Origin of the sequence: Streptomyces sp. SID4985, from assembly GCF_009863025.1 — a bacterium.
Lineage (GTDB): Bacteria > Actinomycetota > Actinomycetes > Streptomycetales > Streptomycetaceae > Streptomyces.
Map to the genome: position 1 here is coordinate 1 of NZ_WWIR01000506.1, position 19,522 is coordinate 19,522.

A 19,522-nucleotide genomic window follows, 5' to 3' on the forward strand; every position below is an offset into this window, starting at 1 on the left:
CGACGGCAACTCCTGCGTGGAGATCGCCGTAACCCCCGGCACGATCCACGTCCGCGACTCCAAGCACCAGACCGGCCCCCGGCTCGCCCTCACCCAGGCGACGTGGACGGCCTTCGTCTCGACTGTGCGCCACTGACACCGAGCGGCCCCGGCACGGGCAGGCCGGGGCCGACAGAACGGGGAGCCCCATGAGCCAAGACGCCACGGACCTGAAGTGGTTCAAGAGCAGCTACAGCGGCGGAACCGACGGCAACTCCTGCGTGGAGATCGCCGTAACCCCCAGCGTGATCCACGTCCGCGACTCCAAGCACACCACCGGCCCCCAAGTCGCCCTCACGCGCCGGAGCTGGGCGGCCTTCGTCGCCGACGTACACGCTTGACCCCGCCGGACCGCCCTTCGAGCCGTCCACCGTCCGGAAATGCCCCGGGCGGTGTTGAATGTCCTTCCGGTGATCGGGAGGGGGTTCGCGGTGGCTGTGTCCGAAGAGGCGAAGCACAATGCGAAGTGGACGTTCGTCGGAGCCGTGGCAGCGGCGATCATCGCCGCCCTCATCGCACTCGTCCCGACGTACTTCCCCGGCGACGACAAGGCGGCCGACACCAAGGGCACGAACGGCTCCGCGGGAACACCGGAAGGTGCGGCCCAGCCGACGGGGCCGGGACAAGTGGTCTACAAAATCAAGTACTTGAACGACGGCGACGTCCAGCAGGACGACGTCATCGTGCAACTGAAGCTCCCGGCGGGCGCCGTGTACATGCTCGGCACGACACAGTTCTCGGCGAGTTCGACAGGCAACAAGTGGAAGTCCCTCAGTACGGACACCATCGCGAAAGTGGGGATCAACATCGGCTCGTACGCCCCGGGCGGGGCCGGCTACCTGAGATTCGTCGCCCACGTGGACCAGAAGACCGCCGGCCTCTGCTCCTCGTCCGGCCTCACTACCTCCGTGAAGTCATCGGCACAGGACGGAAAGGCCAGCGGCTCCTCTGTGTCGGTCGAGGTGACCTGCTAACCGGTGCGCACTGGCCTCACGTCAAGCCTTGGCTCCGAGGCTGCCGCTGGACACGACGATCACGGCCACGTCGCCGGTCCTGGTGCGGCCCAGCCAGACGACTCCGCCCGACTCCGCCGTGAACGTGACGAGGTCGGCCTGTTGCGACGCGTCGCTCACCCGCTCGCACCAGTCGGGCAGCTCCTCGGAGACGTGTGGCACCGGCACGCCGTCCACATACGTCCGGAACGGCGCGCTCAAAGCCGCCCACGCGCCGGCGTCGGCGAAGCAGCCCACATTGGCGTCGGAGGCGAAGGCGAGCTTCTCGCCCGGCTGAAGCCGGTCGATGTCGTCGTCGACACCCAGGCCCATCTCCCAAGCACTCACGGGGTCGTCACTGATACGCAAGCGGGTCGCGGCACACCGGACACCGTCGAAGTGCTCCCCGAAGAACTCGTACGGCCCCGCCGTCCACGCGATCTCCACCGGGTAGGTCCCCGGCGGGATGCGCGCCGCCAGCTCCCGAGGGGGAGCCGTCGGCAGTCCTCGCTCGTACATCCAGGCTTCGTCGTCGTGCCACGGCGCGTCCACGACGAGACGGCCGCTGGGGACGCGCATGGTGCACATCTCTTCGATCCCCGTCACCACCACAGGCGTTGTCGGATCTCCCTCCACCGTCCCCAGCTGCCCCCCGGGCGTGAACGCCGTCTCCAGGTACCAGGTGGCTTCCGGCCCGGCCGCCAGCCGGGCATCTCCGACCCACTCCATGCCTCCCCCTCCACGGCCGATCCGCCGACCAACCAGCCCACCGGAACGGTACGTGGACCCACTGACATCGGCGGACCGCCAACGCGGACGGAACACCTCGGAAGCGGAAACGGCGAACCGCAGCCACCCGTCACTCCCGGTCGAGCCGGTGTTCCCACCTGAGCGCCGACGCCCCCTCGATCCAGTAGAGGTGCGACGCCTGTGTGATCCTCAGCCGCACGGTGTCGATGCCGGGACACCCTGCCGCCCGCCAGTCGATCAGCGCCCCCTCGATGCGGTCCCACAGGGACACGGGGCCGCCTTGTCGTACCGTCCAGCCACCGTCCCCCGGGGTGAACTGGGCGAACGACTCCCGCCCGGGGTCGAAGAGGTACAGCAGCGGACTCCCGTCACCCGCGACAGCTCGCACGAACTGAGCGTCAGGTGCCGCGAGTTGGGCAAGAAAAGCGGGCATCCACTCGTCCAGCACCGTCGGGGGCACCTTCGCCGCCCTCTCACTGTCCGCGTATGCCGTACGGGCGGACAGGTCACCGGACACCGGTACCACCGCCTGCGCACGGGCCTGCATGAACGAGGACTCCCCAACGATCCGCCCCTGCGCGTCGCCGTCCTCGTCCACGGTGACCTCGGCGAGCCCGGTGCCGTACGGCCAGGACCCCACGGTGCTCAGGATGACGCCGCCGGGCCGGGTCTGCCGTACCCAGGCGTACGGGATACGGCGGACGGCGCAGGTGGCGATCACGCGGTCGTACGGCGCGTTCCGCGGGAACCCCAGGAGGCCGTCCCCCGTGACGGTCCACGTCGAGAAGCCGACCGCCTCCAGCGCGGCGTCCGCCCGCCCCGCCACCCCGGGATCGACCTCGACCGTCGCCACGTTGTCCTCGCCGAGGCTGTGGCACAGCAGAGCCGACGAGTAGCCGGTGCCCGTGCCGATCTCCAGCACACGATGCCCGTCCTCGACATCGAGGCGTTCGATCATCCCCACGACGGTGACCGGAGTGGTGGACGAGGAGGTAGGCACGCCGGTCACCGGGCCGGTCACCTGGTCGGCGGTCAGCTGCCCGTCGAGCTGGGTGGTCAACGACTGATCGCTGTACGCGATCCGGGCCCACTCGTCCGGCGCGACCCCGTCCGGCGTGACCGCCCGCCAGTACCCCCCGCTCTCGGGCAGGAACACACCGGGCTTCAGGAACTCCTCACGCGGCACCGCCTCCACCGCCCGCCGCCACCCCGGGCTGACAAGCACGCCGCGCTTGCCCAGCCGATCCACCAGAGCGCGCCGCTCGGCCGCCATGTCGGTCATACGGCAGCCCTCGTTCAGCAGGCCGGCGATCGGCTCACGCCCCGCAGGGTCCCGTCAGAACTTGATGCTCCCGATCATGCTCGCCACATTCGTCGTCAGCTCGCTGATCGTCGGGGCGATCGTCGAGGAGGCGAGGTAGAAGCCGAGGAGCATACAGATCGCCGCGTGACCGCCCTTCAGACCTGACTTTTTGATCAGGAGGAAGACGATGATCGCCAGCAGCACCACCGCCGAAATCGAGAGTGCCACGGCGGTTCACCTCCAAAGAATCCCGGGGACGCGGGGGGTTCGGACTATGGGGGTTGTCGTTCGGTTCTGCACCGGTGGAGCAAGTCCACGCGGATGCCGCCTGGTTCATACCCACGCTGCGACAGTGATCATAACTTTCCGTACTCGCGCATCGCTCGGCGCACGGCCGCACAAGGGGGCGCATGGCCAATATGGTCGGGGTATGACAACCGAGGCTGAGTCCTTTCCCCGACGGCACGCCCGTACCCAGCGGTTCACGCTCGGCGCGCCGCGCGCGTTCACCGTGGCGCCGGACGGTTCGCGTGTCGTGTTCCTCCGCTCGGAGTCCGGCACCGACCGGACCAATTCCCTCTGGGTTCTGGACACTTCGGACGGCACGGAGCGCCTCGCCGCCGACCCGCGCGCGCTGCTCGCGGGCGGTGACGAGGAGTTGTCGCCCAAGGAGCGGGCCCGGCGCGAGCGCAGCCGTGAGGGTGGCGCGGGCATCGTCGGCTACGCCACCGACGCGGCCGTGGAGTTGGCGTCTTTCGCCTTGTCGGGGCGGCTTTTCGCGGCCGAGCTGCGGGCCGGTACGGCACGTGAACTCCCGGTCCCCGGGCCGGTGATCGACCCCCGTCCCTCCCCCGACGGCCGCCACATCGCGTACGTCGCCGAGGGGCAGCTCCGTGTCGTCGGGACGGAAACCCCCGACGACCGCGCCCTCGCCACCCCCGAGTCCGAGCACGTCACCTACGGCCTCGCCGAGTTCATCGCGGCCGAGGAGATGGACCGGCTGCGCGGCTTCTGGTGGTCCCCGGAGTCCGACCGGCTGCTGGTCGCGCGCGCGGACGACACGCCGGTGCGGCGCTGGTGGATCGCGGACCCCGCCCACCCGGAGCGTGAGCCACACCACGTCGGCTACCCGGCGGCGGGCACGGCGAACGCGGAGGTACGGCTCTTCGTGATCGGGCTCGGCGGCGAGCGCACGGAGGTCGCCTGGGACCGCGAGCGGTACCCCTATCTGGCGCGAGTGCACTGGTCAGCGGCGGGTGCGCCCCTGCTGCTGGTGCAGTCCAGGGACCAGCGCTCCCAGCTCGCCCTGGCCGTGGACCCGGACACCGGCACGACCCGCACCGTGCACGCCGACGATGATCCAACATGGCTTGATCTTTTCCCTTCCGTGCCGTGCTGGACCCCCTCGGGACAGCTCGTCCGGATCGCGGACGAGGGCGGCGCGCGGGTCCTGGTCGTGGGCGAACGTCCCCTGACAGGACCGCAGTTGCACATCCGTTCGGTGCTCGACGTGGCGGACGGCGAGGTGCTCGTCTCGGCCTCCGCGGGCGAGGCCGCCGAGGACCCGGAAATCGGCGAGATCCATGTGTACCGGGTGAACGAACTCGGCGTGGAGCGGGTGTCCCAAGTCCCCGGTGTCCACACGGCGGTTCGCGGCGGCGACACGACCGTGCTCGTCTCCGCCACGCTCGACAGCCCCGGCGCCCGTGTCCAGGTGCTGCGTGACGGAAAAGCGGCGGCCACTGTCACCTCGTACGCCGAAGATCCCGGTATGTCCCCCCACGTGACCCTCACCGAGGGGGGCGCACAGCGAATTCCGTGCGCCGTGCTTATGCCTACGGACTACCCCGGTGACGAGCCGCTCCCCGTCCTCCTGGACCCCTACGGCGGCCCGCACGCCCAGCGCGTGGTGGCCGCCCACAACGCCCACCTGACCTCGCAGTGGTTCGCCGACCAGGGCTTCGCGGTGATCGTCGCGGACGGCCGGGGCACCCCGGGCCGCTCGCCCGCGTGGGAGAAGGCGATCCACCACGACTTCACGCTCACCCTCGACGACCAGATCGAGGCCCTGCACGACCTCGCCAAGCGCTACCCGCTGGACCTCGACCGGGTCGCCATCCGGGGCTGGTCGTACGGCGGTTACCTCTCCGGCCTCGCCGTGCTGCGCCGCCCGGACGTGTTCCACGCGGGCATCGCGGGCGCCCCGGTGACCGACTGGCGGCTGTACGACACCCACTACACCGAGCGGTACCTCGGCGACCCCGCCGAGGACCCGGAGGTCTACGCCCGCAACTCCCTCGTCACGGACGACGGCCTCTCCGACCCCGCCGAGCCGCACCGCCCGCTGATGATCATCCATGGTCTGGCCGACGACAATGTGGTGGCCGCACACACCCTGCGCCTGTCCTCGGCCCTGCTGGCCGCGGGCCGCCCGCACGAGGTGCTGCCCCTGTCCGGCGTCACCCACATGACCCCGCAGGAACAGGTCGCGGAGAACCTGCTGCTGCTCCAGGTCGACTTCCTCAAGCGGGCCCTGACGCCCGCTCAGTCCGGGTGAACGGGGTTTAACACTCCAGCAACTCCACGGAAGTGGCACCGATATACGAACGCGCCAGACTGAAGAACGTACGGCCGTGCGGGTGCCGTGTACGGGCCGGGGTGGCCATGTCACCCCGGCCCGTTGCCGTTCTTCTCCAGGGTGACCGGCAGCGGCGCCGCGAACAGGCATGCCGAGTCGTGGGCCACGGGTCCGGCGGTGGAGCGGAACTCCTCGGGCACGGCCAGCGCCGGGACCTCCAGGGCGCAGCGCGCCTGAGCCTTCCAGCAGCGGGTGCGGAAGCGGCACCCCGAGGGCACGTTCGCCGGTGAGGGCACGTCCCCGGTGAGGATGATCCGCTCACGGCGCGACCGGGTCTCCGGATCGGGCACCGGCACCGCCGAGAGCAGCGCCTGTGTGTAGGGATGCGTGGGGTGCTCGTAGATCTCGGTGTCCGTTCCGGTCTCCACGATCCGGCCCAGGTACATCACCGCGACCCGGTCCGAGATGTGCCGCACCACCGAGAGATCGTGCGCGATGAACACGTACGACAGCCCGAACTCCGCCTGGAGCCGCTCCAGCAGGTTCACCACCTGCGCCTGGACCGACACGTCCAGGGCGGAGACCGGCTCGTCGGCGACGATCACCTCCGGGCGCAGCGCGAGAGCGCGGGCGATACCGATCCGCTGGCGCTGGCCGCCGGAGAACTGGTGCGGATAGCGGTTCACGAAGTCGGGGTCGAGGCCGACCACGTCCAGCAACTCCCGTACGCGGCGCCGTCGTTCGCCCTTCGGCGCCACCTCGGGGTGGATCTCGTACGGCTCCCCCACGATGTCGCCCACCGTCATCCGGGGGTTGAGCGAGGTGTACGGGTCCTGGAACACCATCTGCACCGAGCGGTGCACGGCCTTCAGTGCCCGCCCGGACAGCCGGGTCACGTCGTCGCCCTTGAAGCGGATCGTGCCCGCCGTCGGCCGCTCCAGATGGCACAGCAGCCGCGCCACCGTGGACTTCCCGCACCCCGACTCGCCCACCAGGCCCAGGGTTTCGCCCCGGCCGAGCGTGAAGTCGACGCCGTCCACCGCGCGTACGGACCCGACCTGCTTGCGCAGGACGATCCCCCGCGTGAGCGGGTAGTGCTTGACGAGGCCGCGGACCTCCAGGATGGGCTCAGTCATCGAGCTCGCCGAGTTCTCCGAGGTCATCGCGGCACTCCCTCCAGAAGTGGCAGGCACTGCGCCGCCCCTCCCCCGCCTCGTACAGCGGCGGCGGGTCCGTACGGCAGATGTCGCGGGCCAGCGGGCAGCGCGGGTGGAAGGCGCAGCCGGGCGGGACGTGGGCCAGGTTCGGCGGCAGGCCCTTGATCGCGTACAGCTCGCGGCCCTTGTGGTCCAGGCGCGGGATGGAGTCGAGCAGACCCCGGGTGTAGGGGTGGGCCGGTGCCTTGTAGAGGTCGTGGACGGGCGCGGACTCCACGATCCGGCCCGCGTACATCACCGCGATCCGGTCCGCGACGTCCGCGACCACGCCGAGGTCGTGGGTGATGAGCACGAGCCCCATGCGGTACTCGCGCTGCAACTCGGCCAGCAGGTCCATGACTTGGGCCTGCACGGTGACGTCCAGCGCGGTGGTGGGCTCGTCGGCGATGACGAGCGCGGGTTCCAGCGCGATCGCCATGGCGATCATGATGCGCTGGCGCATCCCGCCGGAGAACTGGTGCGGATAGTCGCGCACCCGCTGGGCCGCGCCCGGGATGCGCACCTGGTCCATCAGCTCGACGGCCCGGGTCCGCGCGTCCCGCTTCGACATGCCCCGGTGGACGACGAACATCTCCCCGAGCTGGTCGCCCACGCTGAGCACGGGGTTGAGGGCGGACAGCGCGTCCTGGAAGATCATCGACATCCGGGCGCCCCTGATCCGGCGCCGCTCGTCCTCCTTGAGGGTGAGCAGATCGCGGCCCTGGAAGAGGATCTGCCCGCCGGTGATCCGCGCGGGCGGGGTGTCGAGGATGCCCATCACGGCCTGCGCGGTCACCGACTTGCCGGAGCCCGACTCCCCGAGCACCGCCAGGGTCTCCCCCGCGTCCACGGTGTACGACACCCCGTCGACCGCCTTCGCCACCCCGTCCCGCGTGCGGAACTCCACGTGCAGGTCCCGGACCTCGAGCAGCATCGCGCCGTCACCTCAGCTTCGGGTCGAGGGCGTCGCGCACCGCGTCGCCGAGCATGATGAAGGCCAGCACGGTGATCGCGAGCGCCCCGGACGGCCAGAGCAGGGCGTGCGGGGCGTTGCGGATGTACGGCGAGGCGGCGGAGATGTCGATGCCCCAGGAGATGCTGGGCGGCTTCAGCCCGACGCCGAGGTAGGACAGCGTGGCCTCCAGGGAGATGTAGGTGCCGAGCGCGATGGTGGCGACGACGATCACGGGCGCGACCGCGTTGGGCGCGATGTGCCGCAGCAGGATGCGGGAGTTGGAGGCACCGAGCGCGCGGGCGGCCTGGACGTAGTCGTGCTGCCTGGTGGTGATGACCGAGCCGCGCGCGATGCGGGAGATCTGCGGCCACCCGAGCAGCACCATGAAGCCGACGACCGGCCAGACCGAGTTGGCGGTGACCACCGAGAGCAGCACGAGTCCGCCGAGCACGACCGGGATCGCGAAGAAGATGTCGGTGATCCGGGACAGCACCGCGTCCCCCGCCCCGCCGAAGTACCCGGCGAGCCCGCCGAGCACCGACCCGAGCAGGGCGACCCCGAGCGTGGCGCAGACGCCGACCGTGACGGACGTACGGGCGCCGTACACGGTCCGCGTGTACACGTCGCACCCCTGGCCGTCGAACCCGAAGGGATGGCCCGGCTCGGCGCCCCGCTGGGCGTTGGCGAGGTCGCAGTCGAGCGGGTTGCCCGACGCGATGGCCGAGGGCCAGATCGAGATGAAGACCAGGAAGAGGATCACGAGGGCGGAGAGGACGAACACCGGGTTGCGCCTCAGGTCGTGCCAGGCGTCGGACCACAGCGAGCGGGGTCTGCCGCGCGGTCCGGTGCCGCCGGGGGCGCCGCCCGGGCCCCGCTCCAGGGTGCTCGCCTCGCCGGTCGCGAGGTCCATCGCGCCGCCCATGCCGGTCCCGGCGATGGCGCCGCCGTTGCCGTGTCCCTGCTCAGACATAGCGGATCCTCGGGTCGAGTACGGCGTAGAGCAGGTCGACCAGCAGGTTGGCGACGAGGAAGACCAGCACGAGCACGGTGACGAAGCCGACGACCGTCTGGGTGTTCTGGCGCAGGATGCCCTGGTAGAGCTGGAAGCCGACGCCGTGGATGTTGAAGATCCGCTCGGTGACGATGGCGCCGCCCATCAGCGCGCCGATGTCGGTGCCGATGAAGGTGATGACCGGGATCAGCGAGGTGCGCAGCAGGTGCCGGGTGATGATCCGGTGCCGGGGCAGCCCCTTGGCGACGGCCGTGCGGATGTAGTCGGAGCGGCGGTTCTCGGCGAGGGAGGTGCGGGTGAGCCGGGTGACGTACGCCAGCGAGACGGACGCGAGGACCAGGCCCGGCACGATCAGCCGGGAGAAGGGCGCCTCCGGCGCGACGGACGGCCTGATCCACCCCCACTCGACGCCGAGCAGCAGCTGGAGCACCAGGCCGGTGACGAAGGTCGGCACCGAGATGACGACCAGGGTGAGCAGGAGTACGGCGGTGTCCACGGGCCGCCCGCGCCGCATCCCGGTGAGCACGCCGAGGGTGACCCCGACGACGATCTCGAAGACGATCGCCACGATGGTGAGCCGGATCGTCACCGGGAACGCGGTCGCCATCAGTTCGGTGACGGGCTGGCCGTTGAAGGCGGTGCCGAAGTCGCCGGTGAAGACGTTGCCCATGTAGGTCGCGTACTGCTGCCACAGCGGCCGGTCGAGGCCGAACTCCGCCTTGAGCTGGGCGGCGGTGGCCGGGTCGCAGGCCCGCTCCCCGCACAGTCCGGCGATGGGGTCGCCCATCACGTTGACCATGAGGAAGATGAGCAGGGTGGCCCCGAGGAACACCGGGATCATCTGGAGCAGTCGCCGGACGACATAGCGCCCCATGGCGGGTCAGCCGACCTTGATCTCGTTGTAGACGGGGACGCTGAACGGGTTGAGTTCCACACCGGAAAGCCGCTCGGAGTAGCCCGCGCTGCCGTTCTGGTACCAGAGCGGGATGGCGGCCATGTGGTCCCGCACCACCTCTTCGGCCTGTTGGAAGGTGGCGACCGACTTGGCGGTGTCCGTCTCGGCGTTGGCCCGGTCCACGAGCTGGTCGAACTCGGCGTTGTCCCACTTGCCGTCGTTGGAGGAGGCGTCGGTGTAGTACAGCGGCTGGAGGAAGTTCTGGATGAGCGGGTAGTCCATCTGCCAGCCCGTCCGGAAGGGGCCGCTCATCTTGTGCTGCCCGATCTGGTTGCGGAAGTCGGCGAAGGTGCCGACCGGGTTGCCGACACAGGCGTCGTCCTTGCCGAGCGCCCTGTTGACGGAGTTGCAGACGGCGTCGATCCACTCCTTGTGGGAGCCCGCGTCGGCGTTGTACGTGATCTTCACCTGGCCGCCGGGGATGCCGCCGCCCTCCTTGACCAGCCGCTTCGCCTCCGCCGGGTCGTACTCGCAGGCGTGCCCGCAGAGCCCCTCCTTGAAGCCGCCCTCCTTGCCGAGCACCGGGGAGGTCCAGTCGGTGGCGGGGACGCGGGTCCGCTGGAAGATCGTGTCGGTGATCTGCTTCCGGTTGATCGCCATCGAGAGCCCGGTGCGCACCTTCTCGGCGCCGGGCGTGTTCCAGCGGGCGTCGTAGAACGGGAAGGCGAGCGTCTGGATGATCCCGGCGGGCGTGTTGATGTACCGGTCGCCGAGGTCGGTCCTGACGTTCCTGAGCTGGGGGGCGGGGATGTCGTCGACCAGGTCGAGGTTGCCGGCCATCAGGTCGGTGTAGGCGGTGTTGCTGTCGGTGTAGACCTTGAGGTCCACGCCGTCGTTCTGCGCCTTGTCGGGGCCCGGGTACGCGTCCCACTTCTTCAGGTTCATCTGGGAGCCCTTGGTGTACGCCTCGATCGTGTACGGGCCGTTGCCGACCGGGGCCTTCAGCCAGGCCGCGTGGTCGGTGAAGAAGGCGCGGGGCAGCGGGGCGAAGGCGGCGTAGCCGAGGGTGTTGGGGAAGCTGGAGAACTTCTGGGCGAGGGTGACGGTGAAGGTGTGGTCGTCCACCACCTTCAGCCCGGAGAGGGCCCCGGCGCTCTGCTTGCCGCTCTCGGGGTGGACCTTGTCGTAGCCCTCGATGTAGCCGAAGAAGTACGCGTTCTTCTGGTTGTTCCTCAGGCTCGCGCCGTAGTTCCAGGCGTCCACGAAGGAGCGGGCGGTCACCTTCTCGCCGTTGGAGAAGGTCCAGCCGTCCTTGACCTTGACGGTGAAGTGCTGGGAGTCGCTGGTCTCGATGCTCCGCGCCAGCATGTCGGTGGCCGCGCCGGTCCTCGGGTCGTACTTCTTCAGCCCCCGGAAGATCATGTCGAGCACCTTGCCGCCCTGCACCTCGTTGGTGTTGGCGGGCTCCAGCGGGTTCTGCGGGTCGCCCCAGGAGGAGCTGAGCACCCCGCCGCTCCCGGCCCCGCTTCCGCCGCCCGCGCAGCCGGTGGCGGTGAACGCCAGCGCGAGAACTCCGGCGGCCAGCCGGGGGCGCGCGGATGGGCGCATGGGTGCCTCCTCCTGCGGGTGCCGTCTTGCTCGGTCACGCCGTCTCGTGATCACTCCGTCCAGGTGTCAAATATCGGCACATACGACACGCACCGCATGTGCAGACGCCCGTCTGCGGCGCCGCGCAACCCGTTCGGCCGCACCGGCACCCCCGACACGCCCGGGGCGCCCGGCATCCCCGGGACGAGAGGCTCAAGAAGCACTCAAATGCGTTTACCGGTGCGCGAGTTGCGTGCATGATCTGACGCGTCATGAACCGGACGGGCGACGACCAACGCCCGTCCATGCCAGAACGGGGAAGGCATTCCATGAGACGTGCCCTGAGCACACTTCTGTCCACCGCGCTCCTGGGCGGCGGCGCCGTCGCGGTCTCGGCGTCTCCCGCCGCCGCGGGCATCGACTGCGGCAGGGACCCGATCTACAGCATCTCGAACAAGAAGACGGTCTGGGAGCCGACGAACGTCCACAGCGACTGGGCCAAGCCGGGCGTGACCATCAGCTACGCGAAGAACAAGACCGGCAGCTGGACCGCCACCGGCACCGCGACGATCGGCGCGGAGGCGGGCGTCATCTTCGCCAAGGCGTCGACGTCGTTCAGCGTGTCGGTGGGCAAGACCTGGTCGAAGTCCGACACCTGGACCTACTCGGCCAAGGTGGAGAAGAAGTCCGGCAAGTCCAAGGGCCGGCTGATGATGTACCACGAGGCCAAGGGCTTCAGCGTCACCAAGTACCGGCTGGTGCCCAACGGGCAGCAGAAGTGCGTGAAGAGCAAGATCTGGAAGAAGAACGGCATCGTGGCCCCGGTCAAGCGCAACAACAACCTCTGGGGCATCCAGTACAGCTGACCAGGACATCCCGTACGGCCGAGCGGGCACCGCGCCCGTGCCCTCTCGACACGCCCCGCCGGGCTCCCTCCGGCGGGGCGTGCCGCGTCGTACGAATCTGCCATCAGCCCCTCACCAGCAGGTATTCACCGGTCTGGACCAATGTCCGCGAAACCCCCGCTCACCTGGGCTTTTTCGCAGGCCACGGGGGTTCTCATGACCGTTGACGCGTGCAGATCACCCTGATAGACAAGCTCATCACTCTCGGCCGACGGCATACCGACGGCCATGACCGGGCAGTCCAACAAGCGGTTTCCGTGCGAGCGATGACGTGAGGTCAGGACCTATGAGCACACACGGGCAGTACGGAGGACGACAGGTGGCGCCGAGACGCGCGTGGTCCCCGGTCCGCAGGCTGACCGCCGGTGCGGCGGCCGCCCTGGCCGTCACGGCCGGACTCGTCACCCCGCTCGCTCCGGCGCCCCAGCGCGCCGAGGCCGCCCCGGCGGACAAGACGCTCACGGTGGCGGTCGCGCAGAGCGTCGACTCGCTCAGCCCCTTCCTGGCGGTGCGCCTGCTCAGCACGAGCGTCCTCCGGCTGACCTACGAGTACCTCACCGACTACGACGCGGGCGACGGCCACCCGATCCCGGGCCTCGCCACCAAGTGGTCGACCTCGGCCGACAAGCTCACCTGGACCTACACCATCCGCTCCGGCGCCAAGTGGACGGACGGACAGAAGGTCACCGCCCAGGACGCGGCCTGGACCTTCAACAAGATGATGACCGACGAGGCGGCCGCGACCGCCAACGGCGGCTTCGTCACGAACTTCCGCAAGGTGTCGGCCCCCAGCCCCGACAAGCTGGTCATCGAGCTCAAGAAGCCCCAGGCCACGATGACCGCCCTGGACGTCCCCGTAGTGCCCGAGCACGTCTGGAAGAACGTCACCGACATCGCCAAGTTCAACAACGACAAGAAGTTCCCCCTCGTCGGTGACGGCCCCTTCACCGTCACCGCCTACAAGCCCGACAGCTATGTCCGGCTGAAGGCCAACAAGGACTTCTGGCGCGGGGCTCCCAAGTTCGACAACCTGGTCTTCAAGTACTACAAGGACCAGGACGCCGCCGTCGCCGCCCTCCGCAAGGGCGAGGTCTCCTTCGTCGCCGGGTCGCCCTCGCTGACCCCGGCCCAGGCCGCCTCCCTCAAGGGCCAGCCGAACATTCACCTGAACGAGGCGCCAGGCCGCCGCTTCTACGCCCTCGCCGTCAACCCCGGCGCCCGCGCCAAGAACGGCGAGAAGTTCGGCGACGGCGACCCCTCGCTGCTCGACCCGCGGGTGCGGCAGGCCCTCTTCAAGGCGGTCGACCGCAAGACCATCGTCGACAAGGTCTTCCAGGGCCACGCGGCCCAGGGCCAGGGTTACATCCCGCCCCGCTTCTCCTCGTACTTCTGGCAGCCCGCCGCCGGTCAGGAGCTGGCCTACGACCCCGCCGGGGCGGGCCGCCTGCTCGACCAAGCCGGGTACAAGAAGAACGCCGACGGCAAGCGCACCGGCAAGAACGGCAAGCCGCTGAACTACCGCGTGCTGTGCCACGCCACCGACCCCAACGACAAGGCGGTCGGCCAGTACCTCAAGGAGTGGTGGGGCAAGCTCGGCGTCGGCATGTCGCTCGACTGCCTCGACAACGTCACCGACCCCTGGCTCGCCGGCAAGTACGACCTCGCCTTCGACGGCTGGTCCGTCAACCCCGACCCGGACTACGTCCTCTCCATCCACACCTGCGCGGCCCTGCCCGCCACCCCGAAGGACACCGGACTCACCGACAACTTCATCTGCGACAAGAAGTTCGACGAGCTGTACGCGAAGCAGTTGGCCGAGTACGACTCCGCCAAGCGGGCTGAACTCGTCAAGCAGGCGGAGTCGCGGCTGTACGACACGGGGTACATGAACGTCATGGCGTACCCGAACGCGGTGGAGGCGTACCGCACCGACCAGATCAAGTCGATCGAGACCATGCCCAGGGCGGCGGGCAACATCTACGGCCAGGACGGCTACTGGAGCTGGTGGTCGGCGGTCCCGGCCGACTCCCAGAAGTCGAAGGACTCCAGCTCGACCGGTGTCGTGGTCGGGATCGTCGTCGGCGTGGTGGTCCTCGCCGGTGCCGCGTTCCTGTTCACCCGGCGGCGCCGTGCCTCCGCCGACGACCGCGAGTAGCCCATGGAACCGATGATCCACCCGGCCCGGCGGCGGGCGGTGCCCGATGGCCGCTGAACTCACCCCCGCCGAGGCCGGTGTCCCGGGCCCGGCCGCCGTCACGCCCGACATCGGCGGCCCCCGGGCGCGCACCTGGCCCGGGTACGCGCGCTATGTCGCGGGCAAGCTGGGCGGCGCCGTCGTCTCGCTGTTCGCCGTCCTGGTCACCGGCTTCTTCCTGTTCCGGCTGATCCCCGGCGACCCGGTCAAGGCCATGACCGGCGGCCGCCGGGTCTCGGCGGAGCAACTTGCCACGTATCGCAAGGAGTTCGGCCTCGACCTGCCGATGTGGCAGCAGTTCACGCAGTACTGCGGCAAGGCGCTCACCGGCGATCTGGGCACGTCGTACCAGTTCCACGCCCCGGTCACCGACAAGATCACCGAGGCGCTGCCGAACACGGTGCTGCTGACCGGCACGGCGTTCGTGCTCTACACCGCGCTCGGCATGTACCTGGGCACCCGCTCGGCCTGGCGGCACGGCGGCCTCGGCGACCGGCTCAACACCGGCCTGGCGCTGACCCTCTACTCGCTGCCGTCGTTCTGGCTCGGCCTGCTGCTCACCATCGTGCTCTCCGTCGGCATGGGCCCCGTCCCGGGGCTGTTCCCGACGGGCGGCATGGAGTCGGGCGACACGAGCGGCTTCGCGTACGTCCTCGACGTCGCCCACCACATGGTCCTGCCGGTGCTCACCCTGGTCGCGGTCGAGTACGGCCAGACCCTGCTCGTCACCCGTTCGGCGCTGCTGGACGAGATGGGCAGCGACTATCTGACGACGGCCCGCGCCAAGGGCCTGCGGGACGACCTGGTGCGCCGTCGGCACGCGGTGCCGAACGCCCTGCTGCCCACCGTGACCCTGGTCTTCGTCAATCTCGGCCGGACCGTCGCGGGCGTGATCCTGGTCGAGACCGTCTTCTCCTGGCCGGGCCTCGGCAGCCTCTTCTACCAGGCCCTCAGCGTGCCCGATCTGCCCCTGGTGCAGGGGCTGTTCCTCCTCTTCGCCTCGGCGGTGATCGTCATGAACACCCTGGCCGACCTGGTCTACCCGCTGTTCGACCCCCGGGTGGGCCGATGACCACCACCGTCGCCCGGCCCGGCCCGGGACCCCGGACGCTCGCCTGGCAGCGCCGCCGCCGCTCGGCCGCGCGGTTCTGGCGGCAGTACCGCACCCACCGAGCCGGAGTCGCCGGGCTCGCCGCCCTCGTGCTGTTCGCGCTGATCGCCCTCACCGCTCCGCTGACCGTCGGCTCCGACGTGGCCCGGGTGACCGACGCGCCGGGAAACCCGCTGGAGGCGCCGAGCGGACAGTTCCCGCTCGGCACCGACCGGTTCGGGCGGAACCTGCTGGGCCTGGTCATCTGGGGCGCGCGGGTCTCGCTCCTGGTCGGGCTGCTCGCGGCCGTGCTGTCGGTGGCGATCGGCGCGGTCGTCGGGATCGTCGCCGGGCACTTCCGCGGGGCGTGGTCGACCGTGCTGATGCGGATCACCGACTGGTTCCTGGTGATGCCCACGCTGGTGCTGGCCATCGCGCTGGCCACCGTCATGTCCCGCTCGCTGGGCACGGTGATCCTCGCCATCGGCGTCACCACCTGGCCGACCACCGCCCGGCTGGTGCGCGCGCAGACGCTGGCCGTCGAGTCCCGCCCGTACATCGAACGGGCTCGGGCGCTCGGCGGCGGCCACTGGCACGTCATGACCCGGCACGTGCTGCCCAACGTCATGCCGCTCGTGCTCGCGCAGACCACGCTGATGGTGTCCTCCTCCATCCTCGCCGAGGCCACCCTCGCCTTCCTCGGGCTCGGCGACCCGTCCGTCGTCTCCTGGGGCGGGCTGCTCCAGGACGCGCGCGAGGCGGGCGCGGTCAGCGCGGGCGACTGGTGGTACCTGGTGCCGCCCGGCATCGCCATCGCCCTGGTCGCGCTGGCGTTCACGCTGTGCGGGCGCGCCGTGGAGTCCGTCCTCAATCCCCGGCTGGGGGTGGCCCGTTGAGCCTGCTGGAACTGCGGAACCTGACCGTGACGTACCCGGGCGGGGCCGCCGCCGTCCGGGGCGTGGACCTGTCGGTGGCGGCGGGCGAGAAGCTCGGCATCGCCGGGGAGTCCGGCTGCGGCAAGTCCACGCTGGCGCTCGCCGCGCTGCGGCTGCTGCCCGTCGGCACCCAGGTGGGCGGACAGATCCTGCTGGACGGCGAGGACATCCTGGCGATGCGCTGGGGCCGGGTGCGCGCGGTGCGCTGGGCGGGCGCGTCCATCGTCTTCCAGGGCGCCATGCACTCGCTCAATCCCGTGCACCGGGTGGGCGAGCAGATCGCCGAGCCCATCCTGCTGCACAGCCGGGCGACACCGGCCGCAGCGAAGAAGCGGACCGGCGAACTCCTGGAGCAGGTCGGCCTGCCCGCCGCCCGCGCGACGGCGTACCCGCACGAACTCTCCGGCGGCCAGCGCCAGCGCGTCATGATCGCCATGGCGCTCGCCTGCGACCCCCGGCTGGTCGTCGCGGACGAGCCGACCACCGCCCTGGACGTGATGATCCAGGCGCAGATCCTCGGGCTGATCGAACGGCTCGTGAGCGAGCAGGACGTGGCCCTGGTCATGATCAGCCACGATCTGGCCGTCCTCGCGGACACCTGCGACCGCCTCGCGGTGATGTACGCGGGCCGGGTCGTGGAGGAGGGCCCCGCCCGCGCCGTCCACGAGAACGCCCAACACCCCTACGCCCAGGCCCTGTCCGGGGCGTTCCCGCGCATCGGCGACCCGGCCTCCCGGTTCGCCCCGCGCGGTCTGCCCGGCGACCCGCCCGACCCGTTCGCGCTGCCCGCCGGGTGCGCCTTCCAGCCGCGCTGCCCGGTCTCCCTGCCCGAGTGCGCCACGGAGGACCAGCCGCTGCGGGAGGCGGCGGCCGGACGGGGCGCGGCGTGCGTCCATGTGGGGGCACCGGGCGCCAACGCCGGGACAGCACGGGACGACGCGACCGAGCCGGAGAACACCGGGAGCACCCCATGACGACGACCGGTGAGCACCCCATGACGCCGACCGAGCCGCCCGCCCTGCTCACCGCGCGCGACCTGCGGGTGGTCTTCCCCGGCCGGTCCGGGGCCGCGCCCGCGCGCGCCGTCGACCAGGTCGAGCTGGAGATCCGTCCGGGCGAGATCGTCGCGCTGGTCGGCGAGTCGGGCTGCGGCAAGTCCACGCTCGCCCGGGCGCTGCTCGGGCTCGTGAAGCCGACGGCGGGAGAGGTGTCGTTCGCCGGCCGCCCGCTGACCTACTCCACCCGCGCCCTGCGCGCCTACCGCCGCCGCGCCCAACTGGTCCTCCAGGACCCCATCGGCTCGCTCAACCCCCGGCACACGGTGTACGACGCGGTGGCCGAGGGGCTGCGCATCCACGGGCACTCCGGCGACGAGCGGGCGGCGGTGGCCGACGCGCTGTCCCGGGCCGGGCTGCGGCCCCCGGAGCGGTTCTTCCTGCGCTATCCGCACGAGCTGTCCGGCGGCCAGCGCCAGCGCGTGGTCATCGCGGGCGCGCTGGTGCTGGAGCCCGAACTGCTCGTCGCCGACGAGCCGGTGGCCTCCCTGGACGCCTCGGTGCGCGGCGAGATCCTGGACCTGCTGCTGCGGCTGCGCACCGAACTGGGCCTGGCCGCACTGGTGGTGACCCACGACCTGGGCCTCGCCTGGAACATCGCGGACCGGGTGGCGGTGATGTACCTCGGCCGGATCGTGGAGACGGGCCGGGTCGAGCAGGTCCTCACCGCGCCCCAACACCCTTATACCCGCGCCTTGTTGTCCGTCCTCCCGGACGCGCCCGGCGACCCCGTGATCCTCACCGGCGAACCCCCGGACCCCTCCCGCATCCCCACCGGCTGCCGCTTCCGCGCCCGTTGCCCCGTCCTGGCGAGCGGCGAGGCGGAACGGGCGGGCGTGGCGGACGCCTGCCGCACCGAGGACCCGGCCGTCCTCGACGCGGGCCCCACCGCCCAGGCGGCCTGCCACTGGGTGCACGCGCAGGTGACGGCGTAGGGCTCGCGGGGCGGGTCAGTCCTTCGGCGAGGCCACCAACTCGGCCTCGAAACCGTCCGAGTTGGCGAGATAGGCCGCGTAGTGGTCCGGACCGCCCGCGTGCGGATGACGGTCGGGGAAGAGCAGCTGCCAGCCGTGCTCGGGCGCCTGCGCCGCGAGGACGTCCACCTCGGTGGGCGAACCGGCGTGGAAGGCAAGGTGGTTGAGTCCCGGACGCAGCCGGTCGTGCCCGGTGCCGCGCAGCGCCGGTGACCGCTCGACGACGACATACGTCGGTCCGAGCCGCCAGCTGCGGCCGTGCTCCCAGTTCTGGTACGGCTCGTAGCCGAGGCGGCCGAGCAGCCAGCCCCACTCGGCCTCGGCACGGGGCAGGTCGGGCACCCACAGCTCGACATGGTGCAGGGTCATCGCGCGACTCCAGCGAAGCTCTCGGCGGAAAAGGTCCCGGTGTGAAGGTTCCCGGAAAACGCCGAGTTCCCGGCGCCCTCGTCGAACAAGGGCACCGGGAACACGACGAGCCGGGGCGGGTCAGACATGAACCACGTCAGGCGTGGACCACGTCCTTCTCCTCGGCGAAGTGGCAGGCCGACTCGTGGGCCGCCGGGGTGTCGCTGCCCTGGAAGCGCTCGGGCACGGCCAGCAGCGGCACCTCCTCGGCGCACTTGTCCTGGGCCTTCCAGCACCGGGTGCGGAAGCGGCAGCCCGAGGGCGGGTTGGCCGGGGAGGGCACGTCACCGGTGAGGATGATCCGCTCGCGGTTCTCCCGCGCGTCCGGGTCCGGCACCGGGACCGCCGACAGCAGCGCCTGGGTGTAGGGGTGCGTCGGGTGGTCGTAGATCTGCTCGTCCGTGCCGATCTCGGCCATCTTGCCGAGGTACATCACGCCCACGCGGTCCGAGATGTGCCGGACGATCGACAGGTCGTGCGCGATGAAGATGTAGGACAGGTTGAACTCGTCCTGCAGTCGCTCCATCAGGTTGATGACCTGCGCCTGGACGGAGACGTCCAGGGCCGAGACCGGCTCGTCGCAGATGATGACCTCGGGGTTGAGCGCGAGGCCGCGGGCGATGCCGATGCGCTGGCGCTGGCCGCCGGAGAACT

The 19,522-nt window shown here is 70.6% G+C and carries 20 protein-coding genes; 10 read left to right on the plus strand and 10 right to left on the minus strand.

Going from position 1 to position 19,522, the window contains the following annotated elements:
- The 3 genes from GTW40_RS22030 to GTW40_RS22040 all read left to right on the plus strand — a co-directional run.
- A partial coding sequence (locus GTW40_RS22030; protein ID WP_161181914.1) for a DUF397 domain-containing protein occupies positions 1-136 on the plus strand: 136 nt, incomplete at its 5' end.
- A 52-nt stretch (positions 137-188) separates the two neighbouring features.
- Entirely contained in the window at positions 189-380 is a 192-nt protein-coding gene (locus GTW40_RS22035) for a DUF397 domain-containing protein (protein ID WP_161181915.1), read from the plus strand.
- A 39-nt stretch (positions 381-419) separates the two neighbouring features.
- The gene (locus tag GTW40_RS22040) at positions 420-1,013 is read left to right on the plus strand and encodes a DUF11 domain-containing protein (protein WP_161181916.1); all 594 of its coding nucleotides are present in this window, start codon (positions 420-422) and stop codon (positions 1,011-1,013) included.
- Positions 1,014-1,034: 21 nt separating this feature from the next.
- Here the strand turns inward: GTW40_RS22040 and GTW40_RS22045 are convergent, their stop codons facing one another.
- The 3 genes from GTW40_RS22045 to GTW40_RS22055 form a co-directional block, all read right to left on the minus strand.
- On the minus strand, positions 1,035-1,760 hold the full coding sequence (locus GTW40_RS22045) for a DUF4241 domain-containing protein (protein ID WP_161181917.1): 726 nt from the start codon (positions 1,758-1,760) through the stop codon (positions 1,035-1,037).
- Positions 1,761-1,890: 130 nt separating this feature from the next.
- Entirely contained in the window at positions 1,891-3,063 is a 1,173-nt protein-coding gene (gene tgmC / locus GTW40_RS22050) for an ATP-grasp peptide maturase system methyltransferase (RefSeq protein WP_161181918.1), read from the minus strand.
- Positions 3,064-3,117: 54 nt separating this feature from the next.
- Positions 3,118-3,312 (minus strand): hypothetical protein, encoded by a 195-nt coding sequence (locus GTW40_RS22055; RefSeq protein WP_018544306.1) that lies wholly within the window; start codon positions 3,310-3,312, stop codon positions 3,118-3,120.
- A 202-nt stretch (positions 3,313-3,514) separates the two neighbouring features.
- Between GTW40_RS22055 and GTW40_RS22060 the strand changes: the two genes are divergently transcribed.
- Positions 3,515-5,641 carry a prolyl oligopeptidase family serine peptidase gene (locus tag GTW40_RS22060; protein ID WP_161181919.1) on the plus strand — a complete coding sequence of 709 codons (2,127 nt, stop codon included), beginning with the start codon at positions 3,515-3,517 and terminating at the stop codon, positions 5,639-5,641.
- 110 nt (positions 5,642-5,751) lie between these two features.
- On the opposite strand, the gene GTW40_RS22065 is transcribed toward GTW40_RS22060, so the two are convergent.
- From GTW40_RS22065 to GTW40_RS22085, 5 genes are read right to left on the minus strand one after another with little or no spacing between them, the layout of a single operon-like run.
- Entirely contained in the window at positions 5,752-6,798 is a 1,047-nt protein-coding gene (locus tag GTW40_RS22065) for a dipeptide ABC transporter ATP-binding protein (RefSeq protein ID WP_161181920.1), read from the minus strand.
- The gene (locus GTW40_RS22070) at positions 6,791-7,792 is read right to left on the minus strand and encodes an ABC transporter ATP-binding protein (protein WP_161181921.1); all 1,002 of its coding nucleotides are present in this window, start codon (positions 7,790-7,792) and stop codon (positions 6,791-6,793) included. Before GTW40_RS22070 ends, GTW40_RS22065 begins: the two co-directional genes overlap by 8 nt.
- Positions 7,793-7,799: 7 nt before the next feature.
- Entirely contained in the window at positions 7,800-8,783 is a 984-nt protein-coding gene (locus tag GTW40_RS22075) for an ABC transporter permease (RefSeq protein WP_161181922.1), read from the minus strand.
- Complete coding sequence (locus tag GTW40_RS22080; RefSeq protein ID WP_161181923.1) at positions 8,776-9,699, minus strand: ABC transporter permease; 924 nt, start codon at positions 9,697-9,699, stop codon at positions 8,776-8,778. Before GTW40_RS22080 ends, GTW40_RS22075 begins: the two co-directional genes overlap by 8 nt.
- Before the next feature lie 6 nt (positions 9,700-9,705).
- Positions 9,706-11,328, minus strand: coding sequence for an ABC transporter substrate-binding protein (locus GTW40_RS22085; RefSeq protein WP_161181924.1), 1,623 nt, complete (start codon positions 11,326-11,328; stop codon positions 9,706-9,708).
- Between the two features lie 308 nt (positions 11,329-11,636).
- Here GTW40_RS22085 and GTW40_RS22090 point away from each other — a divergent pair, with 308 nt between their 5' ends.
- The 6 genes from GTW40_RS22090 to GTW40_RS22115 all read left to right on the plus strand — a co-directional run bounded on the left by GTW40_RS22090 (position 11,637) and on the right by GTW40_RS22115 (position 18,421).
- Positions 11,637-12,173: a hypothetical protein gene (locus tag GTW40_RS22090; protein WP_161181925.1), complete on the plus strand. Its 537-nt coding sequence runs from the start codon at positions 11,637-11,639 to the stop codon at positions 12,171-12,173.
- Positions 12,174-12,498: 325 nt separating this feature from the next.
- Complete coding sequence (locus GTW40_RS22095) at positions 12,499-14,367, plus strand: ABC transporter substrate-binding protein (RefSeq protein WP_161181926.1); 1,869 nt, start codon at positions 12,499-12,501, stop codon at positions 14,365-14,367.
- 46 nt (positions 14,368-14,413) lie between these two features.
- Complete coding sequence (locus GTW40_RS22100; RefSeq protein WP_161181927.1) at positions 14,414-15,478, plus strand: ABC transporter permease; 1,065 nt, start codon at positions 14,414-14,416, stop codon at positions 15,476-15,478.
- A complete protein-coding gene (locus GTW40_RS22105) occupies positions 15,475-16,392 on the plus strand; it encodes an ABC transporter permease (protein ID WP_161181928.1) in 918 nt (305 codons plus the stop codon). The genes GTW40_RS22100 and GTW40_RS22105 overlap by 4 nt, the downstream gene beginning before the upstream one ends.
- Positions 16,389-17,405, plus strand: coding sequence for an ABC transporter ATP-binding protein (locus tag GTW40_RS22110; protein WP_161181929.1), 1,017 nt, complete (start codon positions 16,389-16,391; stop codon positions 17,403-17,405). Before GTW40_RS22105 ends, GTW40_RS22110 begins: the two co-directional genes overlap by 4 nt.
- Positions 17,406-17,425: 20 nt before the next feature.
- Entirely contained in the window at positions 17,426-18,421 is a 996-nt protein-coding gene (locus GTW40_RS22115) for an ABC transporter ATP-binding protein (RefSeq protein WP_161181932.1), read from the plus strand.
- A gap of 15 nt (positions 18,422-18,436) precedes the next feature.
- On the opposite strand, the gene GTW40_RS22120 is transcribed toward GTW40_RS22115, so the two are convergent.
- Both GTW40_RS22120 and GTW40_RS22125 read right to left on the minus strand, forming a co-directional pair.
- Positions 18,437-18,829 carry a VOC family protein gene (locus GTW40_RS22120; protein ID WP_161181930.1) on the minus strand — a complete coding sequence of 131 codons (393 nt, stop codon included), beginning with the start codon at positions 18,827-18,829 and terminating at the stop codon, positions 18,437-18,439.
- A gap of 136 nt (positions 18,830-18,965) precedes the next feature.
- Positions 18,966-19,522, minus strand: a 557-nt coding sequence (locus GTW40_RS22125; RefSeq protein WP_161181931.1) for an ABC transporter ATP-binding protein, incomplete at its 5' end; no start/stop codon positions are given.